Origin of the sequence: Lutibacter citreus (assembly GCF_003260195.1) — a bacterium.
GTDB classification, from domain to species: Bacteria; Bacteroidota; Bacteroidia; order Flavobacteriales; family Flavobacteriaceae; genus Lutibacter; species Lutibacter citreus.
The window spans coordinates 442,788-468,888 of the sequence record NZ_QEIH01000003.1 but is presented as its reverse complement, the minus strand read 5'-3'; the positions used below and the strand labels follow the sequence as shown (position 1 = coordinate 468,888).

Annotated in this window: 15 protein-coding genes; 2 read left to right on the top strand and 13 right to left on the bottom strand. The window is 29.9% G+C overall.

Translation table 11 applies throughout. From position 1 onward, the window contains the following. Positions 1-29: 29 nt before the first annotated feature. The 7 genes from DAD81_RS08105 to DAD81_RS08075 all read right to left on the bottom strand — a co-directional run bounded on the left by DAD81_RS08105 (position 30) and on the right by DAD81_RS08075 (position 13,178). Entirely contained in the window at positions 30-629 is a 600-nt protein-coding gene (locus DAD81_RS08105; RefSeq protein WP_111707749.1) for a hypothetical protein, read from the bottom strand. 271 nt (positions 630-900) lie between these two features. Then, positions 901-1,314 carry a hypothetical protein gene (locus DAD81_RS08100; protein ID WP_111707748.1) on the bottom strand — a complete coding sequence of 138 codons (414 nt, stop codon included), beginning with the start codon at positions 1,312-1,314 and terminating at the stop codon, positions 901-903. A gap of 474 nt (positions 1,315-1,788) precedes the next feature. Then, positions 1,789-5,163 (bottom strand): DUF3427 domain-containing protein, encoded by a 3,375-nt coding sequence (locus tag DAD81_RS08095; RefSeq protein ID WP_111707747.1) that lies wholly within the window; start codon positions 5,161-5,163, stop codon positions 1,789-1,791. Then, positions 5,156-5,551 (bottom strand): (deoxy)nucleoside triphosphate pyrophosphohydrolase, encoded by a 396-nt coding sequence (locus DAD81_RS08090; RefSeq protein ID WP_111707746.1) that lies wholly within the window; start codon positions 5,549-5,551, stop codon positions 5,156-5,158. The genes DAD81_RS08095 and DAD81_RS08090 overlap by 8 nt, the downstream gene beginning before the upstream one ends. A gap of 311 nt (positions 5,552-5,862) precedes the next feature. Continuing rightward, on the bottom strand, positions 5,863-7,173 hold the full coding sequence (locus DAD81_RS08085) for a M64 family metallopeptidase (protein ID WP_179950037.1): 1,311 nt from the start codon (positions 7,171-7,173) through the stop codon (positions 5,863-5,865). A gap of 284 nt (positions 7,174-7,457) precedes the next feature. Next, positions 7,458-8,564, bottom strand: coding sequence for a major royal jelly family protein (locus DAD81_RS08080; protein ID WP_245949195.1), 1,107 nt, complete (start codon positions 8,562-8,564; stop codon positions 7,458-7,460). 363 nt (positions 8,565-8,927) lie between these two features. After that, positions 8,928-13,178, bottom strand: a complete 4,251-nt coding sequence (locus DAD81_RS08075) for a T9SS type A sorting domain-containing protein (protein WP_111707744.1) — start codon at positions 13,176-13,178, stop codon at positions 8,928-8,930. Positions 13,179-13,558: 380 nt separating this feature from the next. Here DAD81_RS08075 and DAD81_RS08070 point away from each other — a divergent pair, with 380 nt between their 5' ends. Continuing rightward, entirely contained in the window at positions 13,559-15,130 is a 1,572-nt protein-coding gene (locus tag DAD81_RS08070) for an alkaline phosphatase family protein (RefSeq protein WP_111707743.1), read from the top strand. Positions 15,131-15,203: 73 nt separating this feature from the next. On the opposite strand, the gene DAD81_RS08065 is transcribed toward DAD81_RS08070, so the two are convergent. The 5 genes from DAD81_RS08065 to DAD81_RS08045 form a co-directional block, all read right to left on the bottom strand. Beyond that, positions 15,204-16,460, bottom strand: coding sequence for a purine-cytosine permease family protein (locus tag DAD81_RS08065; protein WP_111707742.1), 1,257 nt, complete (start codon positions 16,458-16,460; stop codon positions 15,204-15,206). An 8-nt stretch (positions 16,461-16,468) separates the two neighbouring features. Continuing rightward, complete coding sequence (locus DAD81_RS08060) at positions 16,469-17,908, bottom strand: aminoacyl-histidine dipeptidase (protein ID WP_111707741.1); 1,440 nt, start codon at positions 17,906-17,908, stop codon at positions 16,469-16,471. A 10-nt stretch (positions 17,909-17,918) separates the two neighbouring features. After that, positions 17,919-19,187, bottom strand: a complete 1,269-nt coding sequence (locus tag DAD81_RS08055) for a cytosine permease (RefSeq protein ID WP_111707740.1) — start codon at positions 19,185-19,187, stop codon at positions 17,919-17,921. 6 nt (positions 19,188-19,193) lie between these two features. Next, complete coding sequence (locus tag DAD81_RS08050; protein WP_111707739.1) at positions 19,194-20,240, bottom strand: M29 family metallopeptidase; 1,047 nt, start codon at positions 20,238-20,240, stop codon at positions 19,194-19,196. Between the two features lie 79 nt (positions 20,241-20,319). Next, positions 20,320-22,641, bottom strand: a complete 2,322-nt coding sequence (locus DAD81_RS08045) for a TonB-dependent receptor (RefSeq protein ID WP_179950036.1) — start codon at positions 22,639-22,641, stop codon at positions 20,320-20,322. Positions 22,642-22,772: 131 nt separating this feature from the next. On the opposite strand from DAD81_RS08045, the gene DAD81_RS08040 reads away from it, so the two are divergent. Next, the gene (locus DAD81_RS08040) at positions 22,773-24,002 is read left to right on the top strand and encodes a hypothetical protein (protein WP_111707737.1); all 1,230 of its coding nucleotides are present in this window, start codon (positions 22,773-22,775) and stop codon (positions 24,000-24,002) included. A gap of 94 nt (positions 24,003-24,096) precedes the next feature. Here DAD81_RS08040 and DAD81_RS08035 read toward each other — a convergent pair whose 3' ends face one another. Then, positions 24,097-25,794 carry a patatin-like phospholipase family protein gene (locus tag DAD81_RS08035; protein WP_111707736.1) on the bottom strand — a complete coding sequence of 566 codons (1,698 nt, stop codon included), beginning with the start codon at positions 25,792-25,794 and terminating at the stop codon, positions 24,097-24,099. Positions 25,795-26,101 lie beyond the last annotated feature (307 nt).

Genomic DNA, 26,101 nt, shown 5'->3' with positions numbered 1-26,101 from the left:
TTAATAAAACGTTATGTTAGTGAGAAAATTTAAAAAGTAATACATTTAACATTGTCAAGGTCATTGATAGTATCGAACAAAGCCTCTTTAGAATTAAATTTTCGCTTACAATCAATAGTGTACAAAGGGTAACTCTGTTTTCCAAAACAAGCTTCTTCAAATCTTATCCAAAATGTTCTTTTTAACGCTAATTGATTGTCCAAATCAATTAGGTAATCCCTCATTTTAGAATAAACTATTTCTTCGTGTAAATCTGAATTAATAAGTGGTTGAATTTCTATAAACTCCTTGCACTCTAAGAAATATTTTATATCATAACTTCTACTTGTTTTTTTGTTATAATTCACGAGTCTTCCAGATATAGGTGAAAGAATACAAAACCTATCACCAAAGACGTAAATTGGATCACCCTTATTTACCCACGCTTTATTTGTCGGTTTTCCTATCCGTTTCATAAAATAGCCCAAATGCCAATTTTCCCAGTACAAAATTGGGGATAATGGAACTCCAATTGTTTTATTGGATAAATTTGTTTTAAAATAATTTGCTAGTTCAAAACCACATTCAGGACAGCTAATAGCAGTTATAGATATTTCTTTTTTACAATCAAAACAGTTTAATAATGCCATTTGTATATTTTTAATTAATAATGTTTTCTTGTTTAATTTTAATAAAAAAGTAAGAATAAAATACAGTAAATTCTTGCTATACTACATATTTATATGATACATATTATTACATCTTTTATTCAATATTAAAAATGTATTTATTTTATCCAAAAGTCTATTCCTGCATTTGATTTAATAAACTTATCTTAAGCTACTGTAATATAGTGATATATAACTACCACAACTTTACTAAAAGGTTAATAAAAAAACATATTTCTTAAAAAAAGTCAAGTTATTTATCCTTTATAAAAAAGAAATAGATAAATCCAGCTATGGTAACAATTATTAATAATTTCTGTCCCCACTTATAAATTATCAGAGCTGTAATAATTCCAATTATTCCTGCTATTATTAAACTTTTTGTTATGTACATTATTGAAAGAAAATAACCAATAAGTCCTCCTCCTATTACTAAAATAGTATGTAAGCCTTTATTTTCTGATTTTGTGGTGTTTGGTGATTGCTTTACTTGATGTGTTCCTCTTGTTTGACGTTTATTTCTTTGTTGAGTTTTAGGTATAGGTTCAGAATACATTATTTGCCCACTCCCTCCACATTTATAACAAATAGAATATGTTATTTCAGAGGAAAAAGCATTTCCTATTTGACCAGTTCCAGAACATGTAGTACAAACTTTAAAAGGCATCCGTTTAAAATTGAATTATTATTAAATTAAGTGTTCTTAATGTCTAATTTCACTACACTCCTAAATAGTTGCTTAAAAATGTTAAATAATTATCGCTTTATTATTTTATTAAGCGCTCATGAATTGATTGTGTTTTTCGTAGAATTAAAATCCTGTGATCAATTGTAACTATAATTTACTAAAAGAATTCATTATTCTAATTTCAATTATATACATCAAATTTGACTAAATAATTTATTATTTCCAATACTCAATTTGAGTAAATGAGGAAGTACAATAGATATAGATTTATATCAATAGCAAATTAACTTTAGGAGATTCGTGAATTCAACATTTTAAAATAATAAAGAAATGAACAATTATCTCATATCCTAAACGTCTTTAATTTCTTTGCAATATTCTGTACATTAATTCATCAGAAATAGATATTGAAGCAATTAGAAATAAAGCCTAGTTTATCCTTTTTAGTTTAATTTATAACACAGCAACAAATTCACCGACAACATTCATATTAGAACCATTATACTCGTCTATAATAATATCTTCAAATTTTGAGTCATAAGAATTTGGTCTTAGTACTATTGATACATGCTGCCAACCTTCATCTGTAACTATTTTTTCACTAGAATATGTTTTTACAGTAAATGAGGAATTAAAATCAGGATCTTGAATATCTTGATTTTCAATCAAAACAATTTTGCCATTCCTAGAACCTCCTGTATACTTTTTGAAAATACAAATAGAATTGTTAGGAATAACTTTATTCATAGATTCTCCTTTAATTTTGCAGGCAAAATAATCTTCTTTAGACTTATATTTTTCAGGAACTGATATTAGCTCAAAATCTTTATCTGATTGCATTTCACTAAATGAACCTGCAGCAGCATAAAAATTATAAAATGGAATTTCATTTTCCTTAGTTATCACAACTTCAGGTTCTTCATTTATTAAAGTAATCTCATCTTTTTGTAGCGTTTTGTTGTTTTCTAAAACATCGTTTTTCGTTAAATAATTATAAAGTGTTTCGGTAACAGGTTCATCGAGCTCAAATGTAAAATGAACCACAGGAGAACCTGAATCCTCCATTTTATCTTGCTTAACAGAATCTTTAACTATAGATGCATCTCCCAAATAATAAAAATCAGTTCCTTCTCCATCTTCTTTTTTTACAAAAAGTAATATTCGTTTAGAAGCTATTACTTTTTGAATTTCTTGACTTTCTAATTTCCTGTTAGAACGTGATTCCCAAGCAAATAAAGACGGTGTTATAAAATGATCGTTGTATTTAATGTCACCATCTATATCAGATGATTTATGATAGGTTACAAAACATGGTGTAATTTCATTATTTGTACGATATCCATAAACTGTACTGCTTAAATCTTTTGGCCAATTGATTAACCTACAAACATCCTTTCTACTATACTTGTTATATCTAATTAAACCATCTTTATAATTGTTTTTATCATATAAATCGGTAAAACTCTTAATAGAATATTCCACCGAATCCATCAGGAAATTTTTAAAATTCAAATTAGATAAAATTTCCTTTAAATCAACATCACATTGTATTAAATCACCAGCTCTATAAACATTTCTATAATCTTTTTTTATAAAATTAAAGTTAAGATTTACTATACAAGATTGAATAGTTTCTTCTGTTGGAATATAATCATAACTTGCAGATATAATGTCTTTTAATTTAGAAATCTCAATACTTCCTTCTAAAATTAGATATTTAAGAATGATGCTTTCTTCTACCCTTTTTGAATTATTAATTTCTTTAGAAAAATACTCTAAAAAGGTTATTTCTTTTTTATTTAACGTGAAGTTTAGGTCCGTTTCTATTTTATTTAGAAAGTTATAATAGGATTTAGAATATTCAACAAACGAAAAAGGGTCTCGTTCTCCATGTTCCATAAAATCCATCATTAAAGGAAACCTTCCTAATTTATATTTCAAAAGTTTATAGTCATTCCTTAAATCTGTCAACAATCTTAAATTTGCAGAGTCTATGGATTTAAAAATGCGCTCTTTTGTAATCTCATCAAAATTTATTGTTGATGCTCCAGGAATGGTTCTACTTCCTTGTGAAATGATTCTTCTTAAAGAATCTTTATTGTAAGATTTGTCTCCATATAAAGCTATAGGAATTAAATAGTTATTTTTATAATTCCCAATAAAATCAATTACGGTTAAGTAGCCTTTTCCTTCGGCTTTTCGCAATCCTCGACCTAATTGTTGAATAAAAATAATAGCAGATTCAGTAGGTCTAATCATTAATATTTGATTCACTTTTGGGATATCAACACCTTCATTAAAAATATCAACTGTAAAAATATAATCTAGCTTTTGCGATAAACTATCAGACTCCAATCTATCAATTGCATCTTTTCTTTCTTCTTCAGAACTTGCTCCACTAAGTGTAATTGTTCTATAACCTCGCTGATTAAATAATTCTGAAAGAGTTTTTGCTTCTTCTACACGAGAACAAAATGCCAAACCTCGAATAATTCCATTATCACTACCATAAAATTCTGCACGATTAATTATATGCTCAATACGTTCATTAGACGTTAATAAATTAAAATCACTCGTGTCTTCAAGTACTTGATTATTTAAAGAGATATCTGTTACGCCATAATAATGGAACTGACTCAACATATCCTCTTCCATTGCTTGATTCAACCTGATTTCATAAGCAATATTATGATCAAAAATGCTAAAAATATCATTTCCATCTGTTCTCTCAGGTGTAGCTGTCATACCCAATAAAAATTTTGGCTCAAAATAAGCGACTAAACGTTGATATGATTCTGCTCCAGACCGATGAGATTCGTCAATTATAATATAATCAAAATAATGTTTATCAAATTGATCTAAATGATTTTGCTTTGAAATAGTTTGAATAGTTGAAAATAAAAAATCTTTTTCTAATTCTCTATGCTGCCCAGAATACAAGCCCATAGATGTTTCTATTCCAAAAATATTTTGAAACGTTTTCAAAGCATTTTTTGCTATGGTTAATCTATGAACAACAAATAGTAACTTTTTTGGTTGAAAAGCTTTAGCATCAAAAGCTGATAAATAGGTTTTTCCAGTTCCAGTTGCTGATATTAAAAGCGCTTTATTTTTATTTTCAAGTCTTAGTTTATTAAGGTTTTTTAAAGCAGCTATTTGCATTTCATTTGGAATAATATCAACGAAATCATTTACCAAATTTTGAAATGAATTTTCTTGATTGAGTATATGCTGCTTATTATAAATTATTTCATAATCAGAAATATATTTTTCTGTAACTACAACTCCTTTTTTAAAGTCTGCATTAAATTCACTTAATACCTTATCAACTAAACCACTTTCATTAAGTGCCGAAACCTTTAAATTCCACTCTTTATTTGTTGCTAAGGCCGATGCAGTAAGGTTACTACTACCTATTATTAAATTATAATGAGATGTTGTTTTAAAAATATAACCTTTAGAATGTGAATTTTCAGAAGTTAAAATTCTTAAATCTATATTCTTAAATCGTAATAGTTTTTTTAAAGCCTCAGGTTGTGTAAAGTTCAAATATTGAGAAACAAGAATTTTCCCTTTAATCCCTCTACTTTCGAGGTGTTTTAAAGTGTTTATTATTGTTGCAACTCCACTTGTGGTAACAAATGCAACTGAAATATAAAACTCATTACAGTTTTGTAATTCATGAAGAATTGTAGACAAAACCTTCGTTTTAGGCTTTTTTTTATTAACGAGTAATTTAGGTTGGTAAAGAACCTCAGACTTTAGTATTTTATCAATAAACCCGGTGTGCAAACTTTCTTGAAATTGATTTAGTAAACCATCACTCATTGCTCATAAGTTTTTTTACAATAGGTAAATCGGCAGCAGCCCAATCGAGTTTCATCAAATCTTGTTTTGAAAGCCAAATAGATGAAATATGTTCATTAAGTTTTATGTTTACTTTATCAATTTTACAAATAAAACTATGCATTGTCAATTCAAAATCTGGATAATTATGGATTACTGTAAGAAATTCATTTTCAATAATTGGAGTGATATTTAATTCTTCCATTAACTCCCTTTTTAAAGCTTCTTTTTTTGATTCTCCTTGCTCGATCTTACCTCCAGGGAATTCAAATTTTTCAGAAATATATGGTAATTTATTTTTTGCTCTTTGAGTACATAAAATTTTATCATCAAAGCAAAGTATTGCTGCTACAACCTCTATTTTTTTCATTTATATAATACAATTCAAATTACGATAGACAAATATAGGATTTTCAATACCAATAAATATGTGATTAACTTTTTAAATTAGTATTACAAAAAGAGTGAAAAAGTAACGTTTTGGCATAAAACTTTTCAAGCAACTGTATTTTACTAAAGTGCCAACTGGGGCATTCGCTAAAACGGTCTACAAGCCTTTTTTTTTAAAGCTTTGATCTTCTTTTAGCCATTTACTAATTCATTTCAATTGCTTATTAAAGAAACTCATGAATGCTAATCCATTTCTAAAGAAAACTCTCGTTTAATTTAGATACTCCGGTATTATTCTCTGTAATATTCCAATACCTTTATTATCGTTTCTTCACAAACTTCACAAAATTCTTTGGTGCTGTTAGATTTCATTTTACATTCTTGAAAAGCTCTATAAACTCCCTTTGATGTATAGCCAGCTCCTTCATATACACCTATTTTATTTATGTTTTTAGGTGATGCTGTTGTTGGGATTTCTAATTTTTTTGGTAGTTTATTCTTCCATTTTTTATCAAAATTAACCAGTGTTGTTATATTTTCTTCTCTGGGTTCTAAAGTTTTATCATAAAAAGAACTCATATCATCATCATAATAGTATTCGTCTGCTAGCCAAGCTAATCCATGTCCAAATTCATGGGTAAAAACTTCTTCTGTAAATTTATTATCAGACGTACATAAATTATAGAAATTATAAATAGCTCCGCCACCATATTTTTCGGTATTTACGAGTATGTATATTTGATCGTAATAACTAACTCCAGCTATATCTTTTATTGCTTTTATGTCTTTTGTAGTTAAATAACGTTCACTATTAAAAGTATAGAAATTAGTGTTTAAAATAGTTTTTTTCCAAATTCCTTGTCCTGGAATATCAGTACCACTTTCTTCAGAAGGAGCTAGCACGGCTCTAATATTAATACTCTTTTTGAATTTATTAAAAGGACTAACTTTAAATAAGGAAGACTTTAATCTAGTAACGTCTGCTATAAATTTATCCATTTCATTCACTGTATATCCCTCTGGTATAAATAATATATCGAGTGCTTTGTTTGGGGATTTGTTTACTTGAATTTCTTCAACCTTATATTTAAATTCTCTTTCTTTTTTTATAAAATAGTCTGCTGGATCTATTTCTTCTGAATAAATATTGGTCCATTTTTGGCTTTTATCTATACTATTTATCTCTATAATTACCTTATTCTTAGGAAATGGAACATTTACACTTTCATAATATGATCTCTTTTTTTTCTTTGCCTCTGGCATTGTTTGCCATTCCATAAATAAAGTAGAGTAACCATTTGAATATATTGTTGTTTTAGTTTCTGCATCTTTAATAACAACTTTATACTTGCCATAATCAAAAGGAGAAATTAAATGCTTTTTACTCCCAGACCAATATCTTTCCTTAATATATTCTTCAGGATATATAACTTCAGAAGTATCTGTACCAGCATGGTGATAATCAAATCTTAATGTAGCCTCTTCAAAATGTTCTTCAAATATTATATTTTGAGCCTCTAGTTGATTAAATGATATTAAACAAGTAATTAATAATAGAAGTGTTCTTAGCTTTATGAACTCCTTAAGATTCATCTGTTTCATTAATTTTGAAATTCTAATCGGAAATATCATATGTACATATATTTTATGATGAGTATTAATTTACACTTATAATTACTTAATTTATAGTTTTTTAAGAGCTGTTACTTAAACCTATTTTTCTCATTTTGAGCAATCTTGATTATTGGAATTGTACTTTTCGAATAATTTTAGAAAGGTACTACTAACTTTTTTATTTTACTTATTTGAAAATAGTAAAAGCCCCTTAAAATAGTAACTTTTTACTACTATTAATCATTAATTAGGAGTTATTGTCAAAATTTAAATTATCTAAATGAAACTCCTTTTGTAATGGGTTTAAACCTGAAAATGTAAAATGGCTTTGTAGATAAATCTTCTCCATTATTAAAAACAGCTCCTTTATTTACTTGTGCTGCAGACACATACATGTAACCATCAACATGATTATAACTTACACCATCTGGCCAAACCATTTTACTGGCTTTTATCATAGTTTTTACACTTTTATCTTTTGCTAAAACTACAGCTACACTATTGGTTTCTAATGCTGTTAAGTAAATATTTCCTTCTTTATCTATACTCATTCCACCATTGTTTGGTTTTTCGGAATAGGTTTCAATTTTACTATCTAATTCTGTTTCAGTAAACGCTTCATTTACTAAATCTAACGTTTTAATTCTGTAAATTTTTGTTCCGTTTAACGGACCGTAATAAATGTATTCAAAATTTGCATCAGCAGTAATTCCGTCGTTTCCAACTAATAAATCAGTACCATTTACAGCTAAATGTTTTCCATTTATTACAGTTGGTGTATTTTCTGGTAACGTGGTACGTGTACCTTCTAATAATCTACGTGTTACACCAGTTTTCATATCAACAATAATAAATGCTGCACTAGTACCATCACCCCCGTTTCCAATACCTTCATCGGCAATTATAAAATAACCATGTTTAGTATCTACAACCATATCATTTGGCTGAGAATGCGTTGGTACTGTTGATTTTGGTAAATAATAAATACGCTCTAACTGATTGTTTTTTGTGTTCCAACCCACTATTTTAGGTGTTACGTTATCACGTTGTGCCATATCTAACATCCAAACAATACCGTTTTTATCGTTTCTAATACCTAGAACATTACTTAAATAATTATCATCGGTGGCTCTTGGTGTATTCCAAGCTTTATTTGGATAAGGCTTGCTTGTTTTTGTTTTAGCATCCATAAGCATCACTCTATTTTCTGGCGCAAAAAATGGATGATGACTATACACTAAATCTCCAGAATTGGTAAACGTAATATTACCAACAGCCTGTTCTGTGGTTGTAAAAACTTCTGCTTCAGTTAATGTATTTTGTGCCTGTATTGACATAACTGATGTGATTATAATTAATAAGAAACTAATTTTTTTCATTTTATTTATTTTTTTTAGATACTATAAAACTCTTCTACAAGGTTTTGATGTTCTTTACGTGCTTCTGCAGTAGCCATTTAATAGTGTAGTATTTAGCGCAAAAATATAAAAAAAAAGGATTTATTTAGAACTATTTTTCCATTCCACGCTCTTTAAACTTCCCTCCTTTCGTTGGTTTGTATTTGTCACATTTTAAGGCAAATACACTGTAAATGTGATTTTAAATTAAAACAGACTTATAAATGGAAACACACTTATATCATTGATAATAAATCTTAATAAATAAAAAAAGCCATCAAATGTAATCTCTTGATGGCTTTTTTCTAATTTAAAACTTAAAAAAAGTAAATTTTAAAAATATTATTATTCTTTATATATGAATTTAACCTCTTTAACTTCTCCATTAACTAAAATTTTAACAAAGTAAAAACCACTTCCTAAACTACTTAAATTCACTTTAGATTCTGTTTTACCTTCATTAATTTGCAGCGCAGATTGGTTTACTAGTTGACCTCTAAAATCGAATACAAGTAAATCAGAGCTTAAATTTTGATTGCTGTCAAAACTAATATTCATAAAATTTCTAATCGGATTTGGGTATGTTTTAAAGTTCGCTATAATTAAACTTTCCTCAGAGGTTTTTGAAGAATAACAAGATCCTAAGCTATCTCCATGATTTAAATGAGCCTGAACTGAATTCTTAGATACACAAATTGATTTTCCATTATGACAAATTTCTACTTTTGGGTTTTTAGAATTATTGCCACAAGTTATATTTTCAACGGTTATATTAATATCTGCTGTTGCAGTGCATCCATTAGCATCTGTTACAGTTACCGTATAAGTTGTATTTTCTTCTGGGCAAACTTCTAATACTTCATTAGTTTCACCTGTACTCCATATGTAAGTATAAGGTGCTGTTCCTCCTAAAGTTTCAGTTACAGAAAGTGTTGTACATTCCTCTGGAGCATAACCAAGATAAACCGTACTATTTTCAGAGGTTAATACTTCCAAAGCATCTGGTTCATTTATAGAAAATTCCTGAGTTATTGTTGCTCCTAATCCATCAGTTACAGTTACATTATAAATACCAGCAGAAAAACCTATTGCTGTTGAAGTATTTTGGCCATCACTCCATTCATAAGTATAAGGCGTAATTCCTCCAGAAACTTTAACTGTAGCTGTTCCATTAGAATCTCCATTACAAGTTACATCTGTTGAAATACTTTCGTCAAGAGTTAATAATTTTAGCTGTAATCTTGCAGAAACAGGGAAATGATCTGAAGCTGTTCGTGTATAAGTACTGCTATAAAATTCGTAATGTACCCTTGCAGACTCATTTATATATTTATCTGAAAGTTCATTTGTAACCATAATATGATCAATCATATTTTCATAAGAAACATAAGATCTAAAGCCTTCTTCACTTAAAATACCAGTTAACACATTGTAATTTTCTGAATCATCAACAAAAGCCTTAAATGTTGAATCTGTTATTGGAGCAACATTAGCTACTGTTTCATCTACATCGTCATTATAATCCCCTATCATAATTACATTAGCATCTGGATAATATACATCTAATGAGTCTTTTAACATTTCAATATCATACTTACGCATATTATATTTTAACAAATTATCACCTGTATTTGCTCTTGAATGAAGGTCTATCACATTTATTTGTTCCGTAGTACCATCAATTGTTACATTCGCAGTTAACATAAAAGGTAATCTACCACTTGCATAAAAACGTGATTTATCAGGATCTGGAAAATCTGTTAAAGCACTTTCATCACCTCCATTGTAATAAGGATGTATAGATTCTAATAATACTTTAGTTGAAACAACTTCAACAGTATTTGTGTTATAAATAAAACCTAGTTTTTGTTTAACACCTTCCGTATCATTTGGGTATGAAGTTGCTTCTGAAAGCACAAAATCATATCCTGGCATTTCACTTACCATTTGAGCAAATAATGCATCGTCCGACACTTCTTCTACACCATAGATATCTGCATTTAATTGCTGAAGTACATTTTTAACACTTTCTTTTTGAATTTGATCTGAATCAGGATTTCCAGCTGCTGGTGAATTAGCTTCATCACCAAACCATTCTATATTCCATGTAACTATATCTAATGTTTTATCTTTAGAAATTGATAAATCACTTCCAGATTGTTCATAAGGTCCGGCACAAGAAATATCTGATTTTTGTCTAGGTAATAATTGATACGTTTCAAAATATCTTCCTACAACACCTATAAGCTCACTACAAGTCTCAGGTTGCCCTAAACCTACAATTTCTTCAACATCATAATCAATTCTTAATTCACCTGTTCCGCTTACATCTGTTAACACATAATTAGCATTACCAAACATAATATCACCTGGTTTTGGAAAATTTGGATCTAAAATTCGTACCAATTCAGAAGGGTGATTTACCATTTCATTTAATGTAATAGTTACTGGCTCAATAGTTAAAGTTGATTCTAAATTAAGCTCAACTAAACTCACTGGGCTAATTTGAATTTGATCATTATAAGAACTTTTAACTCCTGTAATTGTAATTACATCTCCAATTTGAAATAAACCATCTCCATGCACTAAAGGATCAAAAACGGCAACCGCTCCAGTTTCATCCTGAACATAGGCAGAACCAGCAAATTGATCGGACACTGTTAAGACTCCTGTTATTTTTACTGTAGTTTCATCGGCAACAACACGTGCTTCAGCAATTGTTGATAATTCTATTTCTGGTGTTACAGAGCTAGGATCAGCAAATATTTGCATAGTGTTAACTGCTCCAAAAGTATTATCAGCAGTTTCCCAAGTAAAATCTGAATATATTAAACCTGTACCAATTAATTGGAGTGAAGTCCCTACAATTGTACTACCTGTTTCTACAACGCCTATATCTGTACTTTCAATACCAGATGCAGCACCGTTTGTAGCTGTAATAGTTCCTTCATAACTTAAAAACTGAATTACAACACCATTATTATTTACTAATGCTAAACCATCAGGTGAACCGTTTTGTAAACCACTTTTAGAAAAAGAAAGGGTTCCATATCCATTCATTTGTTCAGGGATTATACCTGATAATGAAATTGTTCCATAATATGTTCCGTTACTTCCATTGTATAATATAATACTCCAATCTGTTAAATCTGTTCCCGAATAACCTGCAATTTCAACACCTTCTCCTGTATCCGTACTTGCATTATCATAGTGCATTTCATTGATAAATACCAAATCTCCAAATTTTTGATCTGTGTTTATAGCACCAAATGTATTTTCTACTATTTGCCATGTAAAATCGTTATATACTTTTCCTTTACCTGTTAATTGAAGTGAATTACCAACTGCTTCAGAACTTGATTCTGAAATACCAATGTCTGTACTTTCCAGTCCAGATGCCGGACCATTTGTAGCTGTAAAAGTTCCTTCATAACTTAAAAATTGAACAGTTGTACCGTTATTATCTACTAAAGCTACCCCATCAGGAGATCCGTTTTGTAAGCCACTTATAGAAACAGCTATTGTACCATATCCATTTAATTGATCTAAAATTACTCCTGATAAATTTGTAGTTCCATAAGAAGCTCCTCCATTTCCGTTATATTGTACAATTGTCCAACCTGTTAAATCTGTTCCTGCCGGACCAGCAATTTCAACACCTTCACCACTATCACTTCCTGCATTATCATAATGAATTTCATTAATAAATACCGCTCCAGCTGTTATTGGTGGAGTTGTGTTTTCTAATGTTGTTATTTCAACACTCGCACTAGCTAAAGAAACATTTCCTGTTGCATCTACCGCTTTCACGGATAAACTATATATCGTATTATCAGTTAGTCCTGTTATTTGAAATATAGTATTATTTGTTGTTCCAACTTGATTTACTCCTTCAAAAATTTGATAAGCAACTACTCCAACATTATCTGTTGAAGCATCCCACGATAAATCTACTGTGCTTTGTGTAATGTTTGAAGTTGATAAATTTGTAGGTATGGTTGGTGCTTCTGTATCAATAACTATAGAACCTGAAAAACTTTGCCCAAAATTAATACTCCCAAAATTACTAAGTGAAGGTGATTGCCAGGTAAAATCAGTATATAATAAACCTGATCCAATTAACTGGATTGAATTACCAATTAATGTAGTGCCAGTTTCAGAAACTCCAATATCTGTACTTGTCATACCAATTGCAGGTCCATTAACAGCAGTTAAAGAGCCTTCATAACTTATAAATTGAATAACTGTAGCGTTATTTACTAAAGCTATTGCATCTGGTGCACCATTTTGAATTCCATTTACAGGGTAATTTACTGCAACCACTCCATACCCATCCCCTAAATCTGGAATTGAACCTGATAATGATGTAGTTTTGTATGCTGCACCATTTCCTCCATTATATAAAACAATACTCCAATTTGTAAGATCTGTTCCTGCAGGACCGGCAATTTCAATTGCCTCACCTTCATCTCCATTAACATTGTCATAATGAATTTCATTAATAAAAACTGTTTGAGCAAATAAATTTTCATTTATACTCATAAAAAGAATTAAAACAAATAAAAATAAATGTTTACTTAAGTAATTGTGTTTCATATTTTTAATTTTTTAGTACACGTAAATTTAGAGAAAATATAGAGCTTATATGTTGAGAGTTATTAACATAGTGTTAAGATATATTAACAATATCTATAATGGAAAGTGAAAATAGTGAGCCTCTTTTTTATTTTAAACAATTCTTTTGGCCATTAATTACTAATGAACCCGTTTTATTTACCGAAGCGGTTATTAAATTTATCTATAAAAATAAATAATTACAATGGAATACAACTTTAGTAATACATAATCTAAATCATGAATTTATTATTTAATTCAGTGTTTGTGATTGCCATACTCTTCTAAATTCTTTAACCATATTATTTTATTTATAATTAAAACCCTAACTTACAGAGAACTACTAACTTTTTAAAAAAATTATGAAAAATAAACTAGATTGCTTTGACCACGTAATTGTTCTAATGTTAGAGAACCGCTCTTTTGATAATATTTTAGGTTATGCCTCCGAAAAATTTGATGGTGTAATAGGAAAAAATCTTTCAAATCCTTCTCCTACCCGAACGGACGGTGAAAAAGTTCACGGTGGTGGCGGACCTATTAAGGTTAGGCCAGGTACAACTATGGATAATCCTAATCCAGATCCTGGAGAGTACTTTCCTCATATAAATACACAACTGTATAATTGTGTACACCCATCAAAAAACGCCTTTTCTACAAAACAAAAAGATTTTAAAGCACCTTACAATCAACCTGTTACTGGGAGTCCTAAGTCAGTAGCGTGTACAGAGTTGCCTTATCCTGCTCCAATGACGGGTTTTGTACAAGATTATTATAATAAAATTAATAGCACTATGGGTATCTTCCATACACCACATAGTAATGAATATAGCATTATTATGGAATGCTTTGCAGCTGAGAAAGTACCTGTTATGACCGGGCTAGCCAAGAGTTTTGCGGTTTTTGACCGTTGGCATTGTGCCGTGCCTAGCCAAACTTTTTGCAATCGTTCATTTTTTAACGCTGGTACATCTAACGGTCAGGTGGTTAACACTAAATATTTAAAATGGTTGAAAAAAGATTTTAATCGTGATACAATCTTTAACCGTCTTGAAGAACAAGGTAAACCTTGGGTTATCTATTATGATAAAAATGATGTCTTTCCGTTAACACTACTAATCCACTTTCAAAAGCTCTGGCCTTTTTTTAAAGAAAAAAAGCAACGGAAACAACATTTTAGACATATGGAAGATTTCCATAAAGATGTTGAAAACGGAGAGTTGCCAGCTTATTCTTTCATTGAGCCAAGGTTATTCTTTAATCATAATGACATGCATCCACCAATTAAGATTCTGGATATTCCTCAGCCCTCCTCAGTAACCGCTGGTGAAGAATTGGTGAATGAGGTTTATACTGCCGTTAAAAATTCTAAGAGCCAAAAATCAAATAGCAGTAACTCAGAAAACACGTTACTTTGCATAACTTATGATGAGCATGGTGGCTGTTATGATCATGTATCTCCGCCAAAATGCGCTACACCGCCTAATGATGGATCTATGCATGAAATGGGCTTCCCTTTTGATCGTTTGGGTATTAGAGTTCCTACTATTATAATCTCGGCTTGGTCAGATCCACAGGTAATTAACTCTCAAAAACAGCATACTTCTATGCTTAAAACACTTGGTATGAAGTGGAATTTTAAGCATTTAACAGATAGAGATGCCTCCGCCCCTGATTTTCTAGAAATCTTTAATAGAACCAGTCCTTTGCCTGGTAATGAATGGCCTTGTTTTAAATCTATCGATCAGCCTAAAGGCTCAAAGAATAATAACAATTTATACTCTCCACTTAATGATTTACAAAAAGCTATTTTAGGTATGGCACATGAATTAGCAAAAGATTTAGCGAATGTAGGAGCATTAAAAGAAGAAATAAAAATAGGAGAATCTATAGATCATATGAAGAATATTTTAAAATCTTTGGATAATCTGTAGCCTTTCTATTGGGTAAAGAAAGTTTTAAACCTGCCTTACAACAGACAGGTGTTTTTTTTTGAAGGATTAGAAATTATTTTTTAAATATAACTTTTCTCTTCAAAATTAAATATATAATCCCCCCTAATAAGAGAGAATCAATGAAATAAGCATGTGTTAATTGAAAAACATTAAAATAAGTAAACGTAGCTATTACAGAGCTTATAACCCAACTTATTAAAGCTTCAAATTCCCATTCAGAAATTTCATTTAAATTATAATCTTGCTTTCTCACCCAGAAAAAATTGATGATATAGATAGAAGAAATTGAAGGCGCTAAAATACCCAGGAAGTTTAAAAAATCAAAAAGATAATCCGAGAATCCCAATATTGCGGCAATTGTGCCTATAACTCCTGTAATTATAGCCATTTTTTTAAATGACCAATCTGTTTTAACGGTTGAAAATGTTAATACTGTTGAATATAAATTGGATGCATTACCAACCCAAGTTGAAACAAATAATAGTACAAAGGCAGGAACTACTAGATCCAAACTTTCCATAACTTTTATAATATCAACTTCACCTGATTGAATAGATGGTATTGCGCTAAACAACAATGCAATAGGAAACCCAATGGCAATCCCTAAAACCGCTATTAAACTTTGTTTATCATTGTAAATAAACCTTGAAAAATCAGCCATTAAAACCGGAAACAATATAGATGAGCCTACTAATATTGATGTAGCTTCAAATAATGACATAGTTGGGTTTTCTGGAACAAAATTTACTATTTCCTGAAAAGAAGTTCCTGAAATAGATTTATAAACAACATAACCTAAAAAGATAGTTAAAACTGGTACTGCAAAATTTGCCAATCGCTCTAAACTTTTTATCCCATAAATTGTTGTGGTTATAATTAACGCACTAACAATTATTATAATAGGCCATTCTAATAAATTAATTTGTAATGTTTGTAAAGCGGTGTCCTTTACTGCTATGGCTAACAATTCTAACGCTACCGAAAACCAACCTAACAAAGTGATTCCGAAGATAAAATTCATAATCTTGGCTCCTTTTCTACCAAAGCTAAAATGCATTATCATATAGGTAGATAATCGCGATCTATTGCCTATAACTGTGGTTGCCATACACATAATTGTAAGTACAAAGGTTGAAATTCCGAAGGCCCACAAAGCCTTTTTAAACCCAACAGCTAAAGCAACTTCAGATCCTAAAAACAGAATTGGTAATGTTAATCCTGTTCCTGCAATTAATATACCAATAAGCCAACCTGAAGTAAAATCTTTAGGTTGCACTTTCGTTGTTGTATATTGATTGTCTTCCGTCATAATTTAATTTATAATTCTTTTAAAAGTGATGTTAAAAACTTCCAAAATTTCTGTGTAGAACTAATTTGTAAACGTTCTTCGGGCGAATGTGCTCCTAATATATTTGGTCCAAAAGAAATCATTTCCATTGTTGGATAAATTTCTGAAATAATACCACATTCCAAACCTGCATGAATAGATTTTACTGCGGGTGCTACTCCATTTATTTCTTGATAACATTTCTTAGCAACGCTCAATAGTTTGCTTTTAGGATTTGGTTCCCAACCAGGATAAGGTCCTATTTCTTCAGTTTTACCATTCGGAAAACTTTCTCTTATTTTTTTTACAACCACATCACGTTCTGCATCAACAGAACTTCTTGTATGACAAGCAATACTAAATGCACCTTTTTGCACATTTATCTTCGCAACACTGTTAGATGTTTGTACCAAATCGTCCATTCCTTCAGTCATTGAAAAAACACCATTTGGCATTGTTTGTATTCCTTCTAAAAGTTGTTTTAAAAAGTTGTCTTCCACAACAGAAAACGAACCATTAATAGGTTTCATTGTTATGTTTAGATTTTTATCAGTTGATTGATATTTTGCTTGAATAATTGCAACAATACTTTTATGCGTTTTTTCAAATTCAGAAACGTCCGTTTTTCTAATGGCAACAGTACTTGTTAGATCTCTTGGAATTACATTGGTTAATGTTCCTGCTAAGATTCTACTGACTTTAAGATAAATCCCTTTTTTTAATGCTAGTGCATAATTAGCGAAAATCCGAATCGTATTTCCGTGATTCAAATGAATGTCTACACCAGAATGTCCTCCTGCTAAACCTGAAACACTAATTTCATAGTATTGATAATCGTTATTTATTGTTTCTTGATGGTAATTTCCAGTAATTTCAACATCTACTCCTCCTGCACAACCAATCGTAATTTCGTCATCTTCTTCAGAATCTAAATTTAAAAGAATTGTACCTTTTAATTGCTCATTTGTTAATGCCATCGCTCCTGTCATTCCCATTTCTTCATCAATGGTAAACAACGCTTCTATTGGTGGATGCTCAATTTCATTAGAAGATAGTACTCCCATAATTGCGGCAACACCAATGCCATTATCTGCACCTAAAGTTGTTTCTTTTGCTTTTACCCAATCGTTATCAATATACATCTCTATACCTTGGGTATCAAAATCAAAATTAGAAGTCACTGTTTTTTGATGCACCATATCTAAATGCCCTTGTAAAACAATCGCAGTATCGTTTTCTCTTCCTGCAGTTCCTGGTTTTTTTATGATTACATTTCCAGTAGCATCAACAATTGTTTCAAGCAATAAAGAGGCACCAAAAGAAATCATATACTCAATAATGTGTTCTTCTTTGGTTGAAGCTCTTGGAATTGCATTTATAGCTTCAAAATGTTTCCAAACGCTTTTAGGGTTTAATTCACTAATTTTCATAGTTCACTATTTATTTAATAATTTTTTTTAGGAGTAAATAAGCAATAAATGCTACAATAAACGAATCGAAAAACGAAATAGATGTAAGGCTGATATAGTTGTAATTAGCAAGGTATGCTACCACACAACTTACAACCCAACTTATAATAGCCGGAACACCGAAATCTGGGAGTTTATCAAAATCGTTTAAATCATATTTTTGCTTTTTAATAAAGAAAAAATCTGCTATAAAAATTGCAGAAATTGGGGGAATTAATACACTTAAAATACTTAATAATTCTATAAAATGAGTTGCAATTCCAATCACCGCAACCAAGGTACCAACCACACTTGCTATAATACCAAGCGTCGCCATTTTTTGTTTTTTAAAAATGGTTGAAAGCGTTAATTGTGTTGAATATAAATTGGATGTATTTGTAGTCCAAGTAGAAAAAACCAATATGATAAACGCAGGAATTGTTAAACTTAAACTGATCATTATTTTCATAATGTCTATTTCACCCGTAATTAAACTAGGTATTGCACCTGCTAAAAGTATAATGGGAAAACCGATAACTAATGCTGAAACAGAAATTAAACTATCCTTATCTGTACGCGCAAACCTTGAGAAATCGGGCATTAAAACAGGCGTTAAAATAGTCAATCCTACAATTGCAGAAATAGCTTCAGTAATAGACATATTACCATTTCCTTTTATACTCAATAAACTTTCTATACTCTGTGAACCAATAGTAATGTATAATACATAAATTAAGAATATAATCATTAAAGGCACTGCTAAAGCAGAAAAACGTTCTACTATTTTAAAGCCAAAAATGGCTGTTATCGTCATTAAAACACTCCCAACAATAATACTAATTGAAATGGGTACATTTATGTTTAATAAATGTTTAAAAGCATCTGTTAACGCTTCACCAAATATTTCTACAGTTACTGCATACCAACCTAAAAGTGTGATTCCTATTAAGAAGTTGATAAAAAGGGTTCCTTTTTTTCCAAAAGAAAAATGCAATAACATATAGGTAGATAATCGAGTTCTATTACCAATAATTGCAGTGATAGCACATAAAATACCTAACACCAGATTTACAAGAATAAAAACCCATAAAGATTTTGACAAACCTATAGCTTGTGCTACTTCTCCACCAACATAAAATGTGGGAAGTGTTACACCAATACCAACAATAATAGACGCTATGTTTATACCGTGAACCGTTTTGTTTTCTGGAACTTTTGTTCTTGTATAATCATCTGTTTCTTGTAGGTTATTGGTGTCCATTTATTCTTAATTTCCTATTAATTTGTAAGCTAATGATTTTAAATCTGGATGACAAACATTTCCATCATCTACAATTTGAATATCATCTAAAAAGATACTTGCTTTACCAACAATACCATCAAAATGAGATTTAGCAACTTGCCCAAAAGGAGGCATATCCATAGGACTTGTATGTCCGAAACCAAAATCTACGCCACCCCAAATACGTTCATCTTCTACAACTTCCCCACACATTTTATGAACATTAGGATTAAAGCCAAACATATTATGAGATATTTTATACATATTTGGATCCTCAAAAGAGGCTAAATACTTTTTAAAATTTTCAGCTTCACTCCCACCTATTACATCGTCAATTCTACCATCTTTCATAATAAATTCAACGTGATTATCTGTACCATATACTTTGGCATTCATTAATAAATCGAAAACGATATTTCCATTCATGCTTTCAAGCTTAGGCACTAAATTTACATACCCTGGTGCGGTACCAAATAAAGGTTTAGAGTAATCGCCACTATCGATATCAAAAGAGTAATTTAAATCGGTCTCATAAGACACATTTGTACCATTGGGACTTGTAATTTTTACGACTTTAGATTTCATTGCCATGTCTTTAACTTGTACAAGAAATTGATCTAAAGTACTAATATCAAAACCAACAAACGTTCTCATTAAAGATTGAATAGAACTATCTGCGATTATTAAATATCTTAATTTTTTGTTTTTAGCCATCGCAGTTTCCCAAATATGAGAATATAAGATGATGGTAGATTGTAATTCTATCCAAACATCTACTTTACAAAGTGCTGCTGTTAAGGGTTTTGCTGGCCAATCGTTAATACCTGCTTGTCCATCTTGTGAAGCTTTTGGTGTCCATAATATTAAAGGTAAACCTCTAACTGAATAAGCTGCAGCTGCCAATGCATCTGCAAAATCTCTGTCTGAACCTGAATCACCTGTAATAGCTACAGTTTCACCAGGTTTCACTTTAAACATATCTTCTATCATTACTTTAGCGACTTTTGCTCGCTCTAAAAAATAATCTGCCATAATTTTTTGTTTAAATTAAAGAAGGGAATAATTTATACTCCCCTCTTCAAAAGGTAATTTACTAATTCAAATAAATAATTTAAAAGTTTACTGTAAAAGTGGTCCCAATAGTTGCAGGAGTTCCTCTCCAACCAAAACCATAATCTTGATATTCTAAGTAATATTGTTGGTCTAAAATATTTCTAGCCCAAAGAGATACTTTTATTTTTTTATGTGTTAATGTCGCTTTAGCGTCTAATAACTGGTAAGCATTAGAAGTTAAACTACTATCATTAGAATCTGTCCAATATATTTTACCTGTTCCATTATAATTTACACTTAAATCTAAGGTTGAAACCTCATTTAAAGGAAAGCTAGATTCTAATCCAAAGTTGAAGTTATTTTGAGGTACTAATGAGGTGTTTTTATCATTAAATTCATTTAAATCTCTTCCACTTTCTAAAGTACCACCATCTTTAATTTGAGACTTTACAAAACCATAGTTAAACAATACATCTAAATATTTTGAAACTCTTGTTTTAGTATCAACCTCAAAACCAACAATTGTACTTTTATCGTAGTTGAAGTTTCCTGGAATAAAGAAGTCGCTTGTAGTTGCAAACTGTTGTCTGTTTGTAAAGTCAGAATAAAAAACAGCTCCGTTAATAATAAATCTATTTCCCCAAGAAGAAGTTTTAAAACCTAGTTCATAATTTTCAGAAATTTCTGCTTCAAAACCACGATCAAATAAATCGGTTGCAACTGGGTTAAATCCACCATTTCTGTAACCACGACCATAATTTGTATACAATAAAGTGTTTTTAGTTGCTTGGTATGCTAAAGAAAGTTTAGGCTGTAATACATTTTTTTCCTTTTCATCTTTTTGAGCATTTAAAGAATCATCTAACTCTATTTTATCAATATCATAACGTAAACCAGCAGAAGCAGTAAGCTTATCCGTCAATTTATAATCTACAAAACCAAATAATGCAACCGTATTAAAATTAACAACATAATCTGTAACTGCCCATTCATTACTAAATGTTAAATCACTTTGAAAAAAAGAACGCTCTACATTTTGATAAAACCCACCTAAACTCCAGTCGAATTTAGTATTTGTTTTTCTATTTCTTAAACGAAGTTCTTGGTTAAAAGACTTTGTATCATTTGTTTCTCCTTGGTCTAAACCTCCGTTAAAAATATCTACACTTGTAAAATCTAAATCACCAATAGTAGACCTGTCTACTTTACTGTAAGAAGTTATTGCTTGTAGTTTTACGTTATCTAAAGTATACTCTAGGTTTAGGTTTGTATATAAGTTTGTCATATCAGATTCTCCAAAAACATCTTGAAAAATAACATTATTTCCTTTTGTAGGATTCGGATCTAAATACGTTGTCCATCCATTTCCACTTGCTGCATCCTCCGGACTTATTGAATAGTGTGTTGCTCCTCCTTCAGAATCTATATATTGTAAAGTAGTACTTGCTTTAAATTTAGGTGTAATTTTAAATTTTAATTGCCCTCTTAGCGTAAGTTCTTTTCTAAAATCTACTTTTTTATTTAAAAAATCATTCGTTAATAAACCATCAAAGTTTTTATACTGAGAAGAAAAACGATAGAATACTTTATCTTTCTTTAAAGCGCCAGAAGAAATAAAACTAGAGGTTAATGCATTTCCATTTCCATAACCGATAGAAAACCTGTTCTTACTTACATTTGTTGGTTCTTTAGAATAGATGTTGATGGCACCACCAATAGCATTTTTACCATATAACGCTCCTTGTGGTCCTTTAACAACTTCAATTAAAGCAATGTCAAACAATTCTTGATTTAGCAAACTTGGATCTGCAATAGTAACTCCATCAAAAACAAATGCAACGGGTGCATCCGTATTTCTTATTTGTGGTATACCTCTAATCACTAAAGAGTTTACACCAACTGCTTGACTTTCGCTTAACTTTAAGTTAGGTACTAAATTTGCGAAACTTGCAACATTATTGATTCCTGTTTTTTCAATTCCTTCACTATTAAATGCTGTTACAGATTCTGGTATACTTTGTACAGATTCAGTACGTTTTCTAGCTTTACCCATAACTCCAGTAAAACCTTGTACGGTAACTTCATTTAAAGACTCAGCAGATTCTGCTAATTCTATATTCAACAAATTTTTGCCTTGAACATTAATTTCTTTAGTTTCAAACCCTACAAATGAAAAAACTAGAATAGCATCATTTGATGAAACTGAAATTTCATAATTTCCATTAAAATCTGTAACAACACCTGTTGAAGTTCCTTTTTCAATAATTGTTGCTCCAGGTAATGTTTCACCATTTTTATCACTAATTTTACCTGATACATTTTTTTGAGCAAAACCAAAGGTTGCAACTAATAGAGCAAGAAATAGAATAGCTTTTTTCATAATAATATATGATTTTTTATAATTAAAATTCATTTTTTTAACAATAACAAAATTAGAATCTTATAATTAATTCAGATTAATTTTGGATATTATTAATATTATCAATAATTTTAATATTATTTTAGGAATTTATGGAGGCAAAATCAGAATCATTAGTTTTAACATCAGAGTACTTTAAATTAGTATTAGATAAAATACTGGATATATTTATTCATAAGCACGAGATAACTAACATTCCAAGGACTTTTCAACTATATGGCTATGGATCTTTTGATGAAAGTAAACCTAATTTAAAAAATGACTTTGAAGAAGTTGGAAACGAATTTATTAATGGGAAGTATCTCTATGATAAAACGCGTGAATTTGAAAAAGGAAAACCTCTAATTAAAATTAATAAATACTATAAGTCTGTTATATTATTATACATTGGTTATGATAACTTTGTGGATTTTATAAATACCAGAAAATCAACAGATGAAGACAAAGAGAGACAACTTTCTTTATTAACAAACCATGAAGATGCTACATACTACTATTTAAATTATTATTTTGACGAGGATAATAATAGCATTATTAAAGGGAAAACAATTATTTCAAATAACTGGAAAAAAATTCAACACATATTTTTTTATCCTCTTGAAGATGGCTCTTTTAGGGAAATTTATACTCTTGGAACAGTAAACAGACAAGAAGATACTATAACTATTAAAACACAAACACCCTCTGGCAAACGTTTTTTAGAGGGTGCTAGTGAAATTTATTACATTGGTAATAAAGCACCATCAAATATTAATTATTTGGTAGGAACTTATTGCAACTTTGACATTTATAACAATACAGTAGCTGGACGATCGATTCTTGAAAAATGTGATGGTAAAGATGATATGGAACAAAAAGCTAAATCTCCATACATACCACCTTACATCGCTATGGAAATACGTAATAAACGTATAGTAAATAACAACAATGTTCCTAGGCACTTTCTAGAATTGTCTGAAAAAAGTCCCTATGCATCAATCTATGAAAAAATACCAGGAGCCTATGAGATCACATTTCAATTAGAAGACAATATTAAAGAAATTATAAATTTTCAAATTTTACCAAATAGCTATAAAATAATTACGTTAACCGAAAATGTTTACATAGAAAAAGACAGATTAGAGCTTATTAATAAAGGTTCTGTTATAAATTTAAGGTTTACTTTTACAGGAATTATTGCTCTAGAAAGAGTAAATTTTTATCTAAAAACTTATTATTTAAAAGGTGAAGAATACAATCAAACTGGTGTTTTTAGTGGTATTGATAATGAAAACAGGTTGGTAAATGGAACTTTAACTATTAATTTTACTCCTTATTCTTAAATGCCATTTTACACAAATTACGCTTCCCTCCTTTTATAAGCTAACATAACACCTGTTCAACAAACGTTTGTATTACAAAAGTTTTAGTATAAAACTAATCATTCTCATTAGCTTTCAACTTTTCCACCATAAACAGAGGGTTTTCATTAAAGGATTTCCAATCTTCTAAAAGTAATTTATACAACTTATCAATAGCTACAGTATCAATATTTTGTATTTCAGCATCTTTTTTTAATTCTAAAATATAATCTAGCAATTTATAGCAAGTTGTAAATTGTCCACAGGAAATAAGTGTATCCATTCTGTTTTTAGCTATATCTGTTTTGTCCCACCACAGTGTTGTAGGTGTTTCAGAAGCTGTGAGCCCAATACTTTTTAATAATTTACTTGGTGCTGGTTCAATAGCTCTATTGTACTTAAAGGTGTTTGTATATGCTGTTTTTTTTCCGTTTAGTTCATAGACTGTTGAAGCTATAATTTTGTTTTTTATAGACGGTTTGGTGTACAATAAATCGTAATTTAAACGTCGTATTTGTATTAGGAATATTTCGTTAACCATTTTAACTGAAGAGGTTACCCGATCTTTAAGCATACGTTGCACAAGATTAATATTTAAATTATTAAAACTTACTAAATCATCTAAAATTACTTTGGGTACATTTTTTTTAAATATATTACTAAACCAGCTTGCGCCAACTTTTTTTGCGATGCCTGTTATAATACCTAAAAAGGTTAAGGTAAGCCCGATACCTGTAATAATACTTCCTAAAATATAAAGCGAAACCCACGCTGTATTATTAATTAATTCTAAAGAATTAAGAACTATAATGGAGATACCAAATAATAGGATAAGCCAATACAATGGCTTTATTTCAAAATAGTTAAGGATTTTAGAAACGTTATGTTTTAAACTTAAACCATTATTTATAGAAGATGTATCAGACTCCCAAGGTTCCATTTTAAATGTTCCCACGTCGTTTATAATAATTAAATCGAGCCTCCGTTTTCTACTACTTTGCTCGCTAATATTCATCATACTACCAATACCTTGGTTATCGGTAATACCACCATCCATTATTCCAACACCATTTATAAAGCGGTCTAAACTTTTAAGGGATTTATAATCTGTTGTGTTTTGATTTTTAAAATAATCATCGGGAAATATTAAAGGTTCAAAACCTAAAGGAAAACATGAAGATGATGCTACAATATCACCTAATTCTATATTGTATTTTAATTTATTAATATGAGAATTATTTAATATTTTATTACCAAAAAGCCCTGTATTTTGAAACCTAAAGGCTAAGCCAAAAGAAAAATCTGTGGCATTAAAACATACATGTTTTAGATGTTTGGAGGTTGTATTTTTAAAGAGCTTAAAATCTCCTTTAAATATATCCATTTCAGCATACGTAAGTGCAAATGCATTAATTAGCGACCTTTTTTTGTAGGGATTCTTTCTCCAAACTTCATCATCTTCTAATTTAGATATGGCCGTTTTTAGTAATTGATCATTCTCTGGTTCGAATAAACTATAGAATTTTTTAAAAAATAATTCAAAATTAAAATCAGGTTCTTGAGTAGCTTTAGAGTAAGCCACCCCTAGAAGGGTACCTCCACTTACTGTACTTAAAGCTTCAACATTTTCAAGTAATGAAACCTCCTTATATTTAATTTTATTTAAATATGAAACAACACCTAGAGCAAAAAAAGTAGCGCGATAACCACCACCACTAAAACAAAGCCCAATACTTTCAAAAGGAGTAAAAGGCTCTTCATTATAATCAGTCATCTTAATACATTTAAAAAATAGCTAAAGGTAAATATTATTTACATTCAAACACTCTTGATATGAAATCTAAATTTCAAAAGAATAATTATTTTCTAAACCATTCTACAAATATTTAACTTTCCTCATTTGGTGAGGTAATTTAATAGAAATTAAACAATTTTTATTTTTATACCTTTTTATGTAATTTACTTATTCATTTCTTTTGTTTTCGGTATTCGTATTTACAAAAGTAATTGATGCTTTTAATTGTAAATTATGCTAAATATTCTAGAAGTATTTAATATCTGGTCTACCTTTTACCGAATCA

Excerpts from the sequence above, each read along its gene's own strand:
- DAD81_RS08050 (WP_111707739.1), bottom strand. The coding sequence starts at position 20,240 with ATGGCAGATTATTTTTTAGAGCGAGCAAAAGTCGCTAAAGTAATGATA.
- DAD81_RS08085 (WP_179950037.1), bottom strand. The coding sequence starts at position 7,173 with ATGAAACAGATGAATCTTAAGGAGTTCATAAAGCTAAGAACACTTCTA.
- DAD81_RS08060 (WP_111707741.1), bottom strand. The coding sequence starts at position 17,908 with ATGAAAATTAGTGAATTAAACCCTAAAAGCGTTTGGAAACATTTTGAA.
- DAD81_RS08065 (WP_111707742.1), bottom strand. The coding sequence starts at position 16,460 with ATGACGGAAGACAATCAATATACAACAACGAAAGTGCAACCTAAAGAT.
- DAD81_RS08095 (WP_111707747.1), bottom strand. The coding sequence starts at position 5,163 with ATGAGTGATGGTTTACTAAATCAATTTCAAGAAAGTTTGCACACCGGG.
- DAD81_RS08075 (WP_111707744.1), bottom strand. The coding sequence starts at position 13,178 with ATGAAACACAATTACTTAAGTAAACATTTATTTTTATTTGTTTTAATT.
- DAD81_RS08055 (WP_111707740.1), bottom strand. The coding sequence starts at position 19,187 with ATGGACACCAATAACCTACAAGAAACAGATGATTATACAAGAACAAAA.
- DAD81_RS08045 (WP_179950036.1), bottom strand. The coding sequence starts at position 22,641 with ATGAAAAAAGCTATTCTATTTCTTGCTCTATTAGTTGCAACCTTTGGT.
- DAD81_RS08070 (WP_111707743.1), top strand. The coding sequence starts at position 13,559 with ATGAAAAATAAACTAGATTGCTTTGACCACGTAATTGTTCTAATGTTA.
- DAD81_RS08035 (WP_111707736.1), bottom strand. The coding sequence starts at position 25,794 with ATGACTGATTATAATGAAGAGCCTTTTACTCCTTTTGAAAGTATTGGG.
- DAD81_RS08100 (WP_111707748.1), bottom strand. The coding sequence starts at position 1,314 with ATGCCTTTTAAAGTTTGTACTACATGTTCTGGAACTGGTCAAATAGGA.
- DAD81_RS08040 (WP_111707737.1), top strand. The coding sequence starts at position 22,773 with ATGGAGGCAAAATCAGAATCATTAGTTTTAACATCAGAGTACTTTAAA.
- DAD81_RS08090 (WP_111707746.1), bottom strand. The coding sequence starts at position 5,551 with ATGAAAAAAATAGAGGTTGTAGCAGCAATACTTTGCTTTGATGATAAA.
- DAD81_RS08105 (WP_111707749.1), bottom strand. The coding sequence starts at position 629 with ATGGCATTATTAAACTGTTTTGATTGTAAAAAAGAAATATCTATAACT.
- DAD81_RS08080 (WP_245949195.1), bottom strand. The coding sequence starts at position 8,564 with ATGAAAAAAATTAGTTTCTTATTAATTATAATCACATCAGTTATGTCA.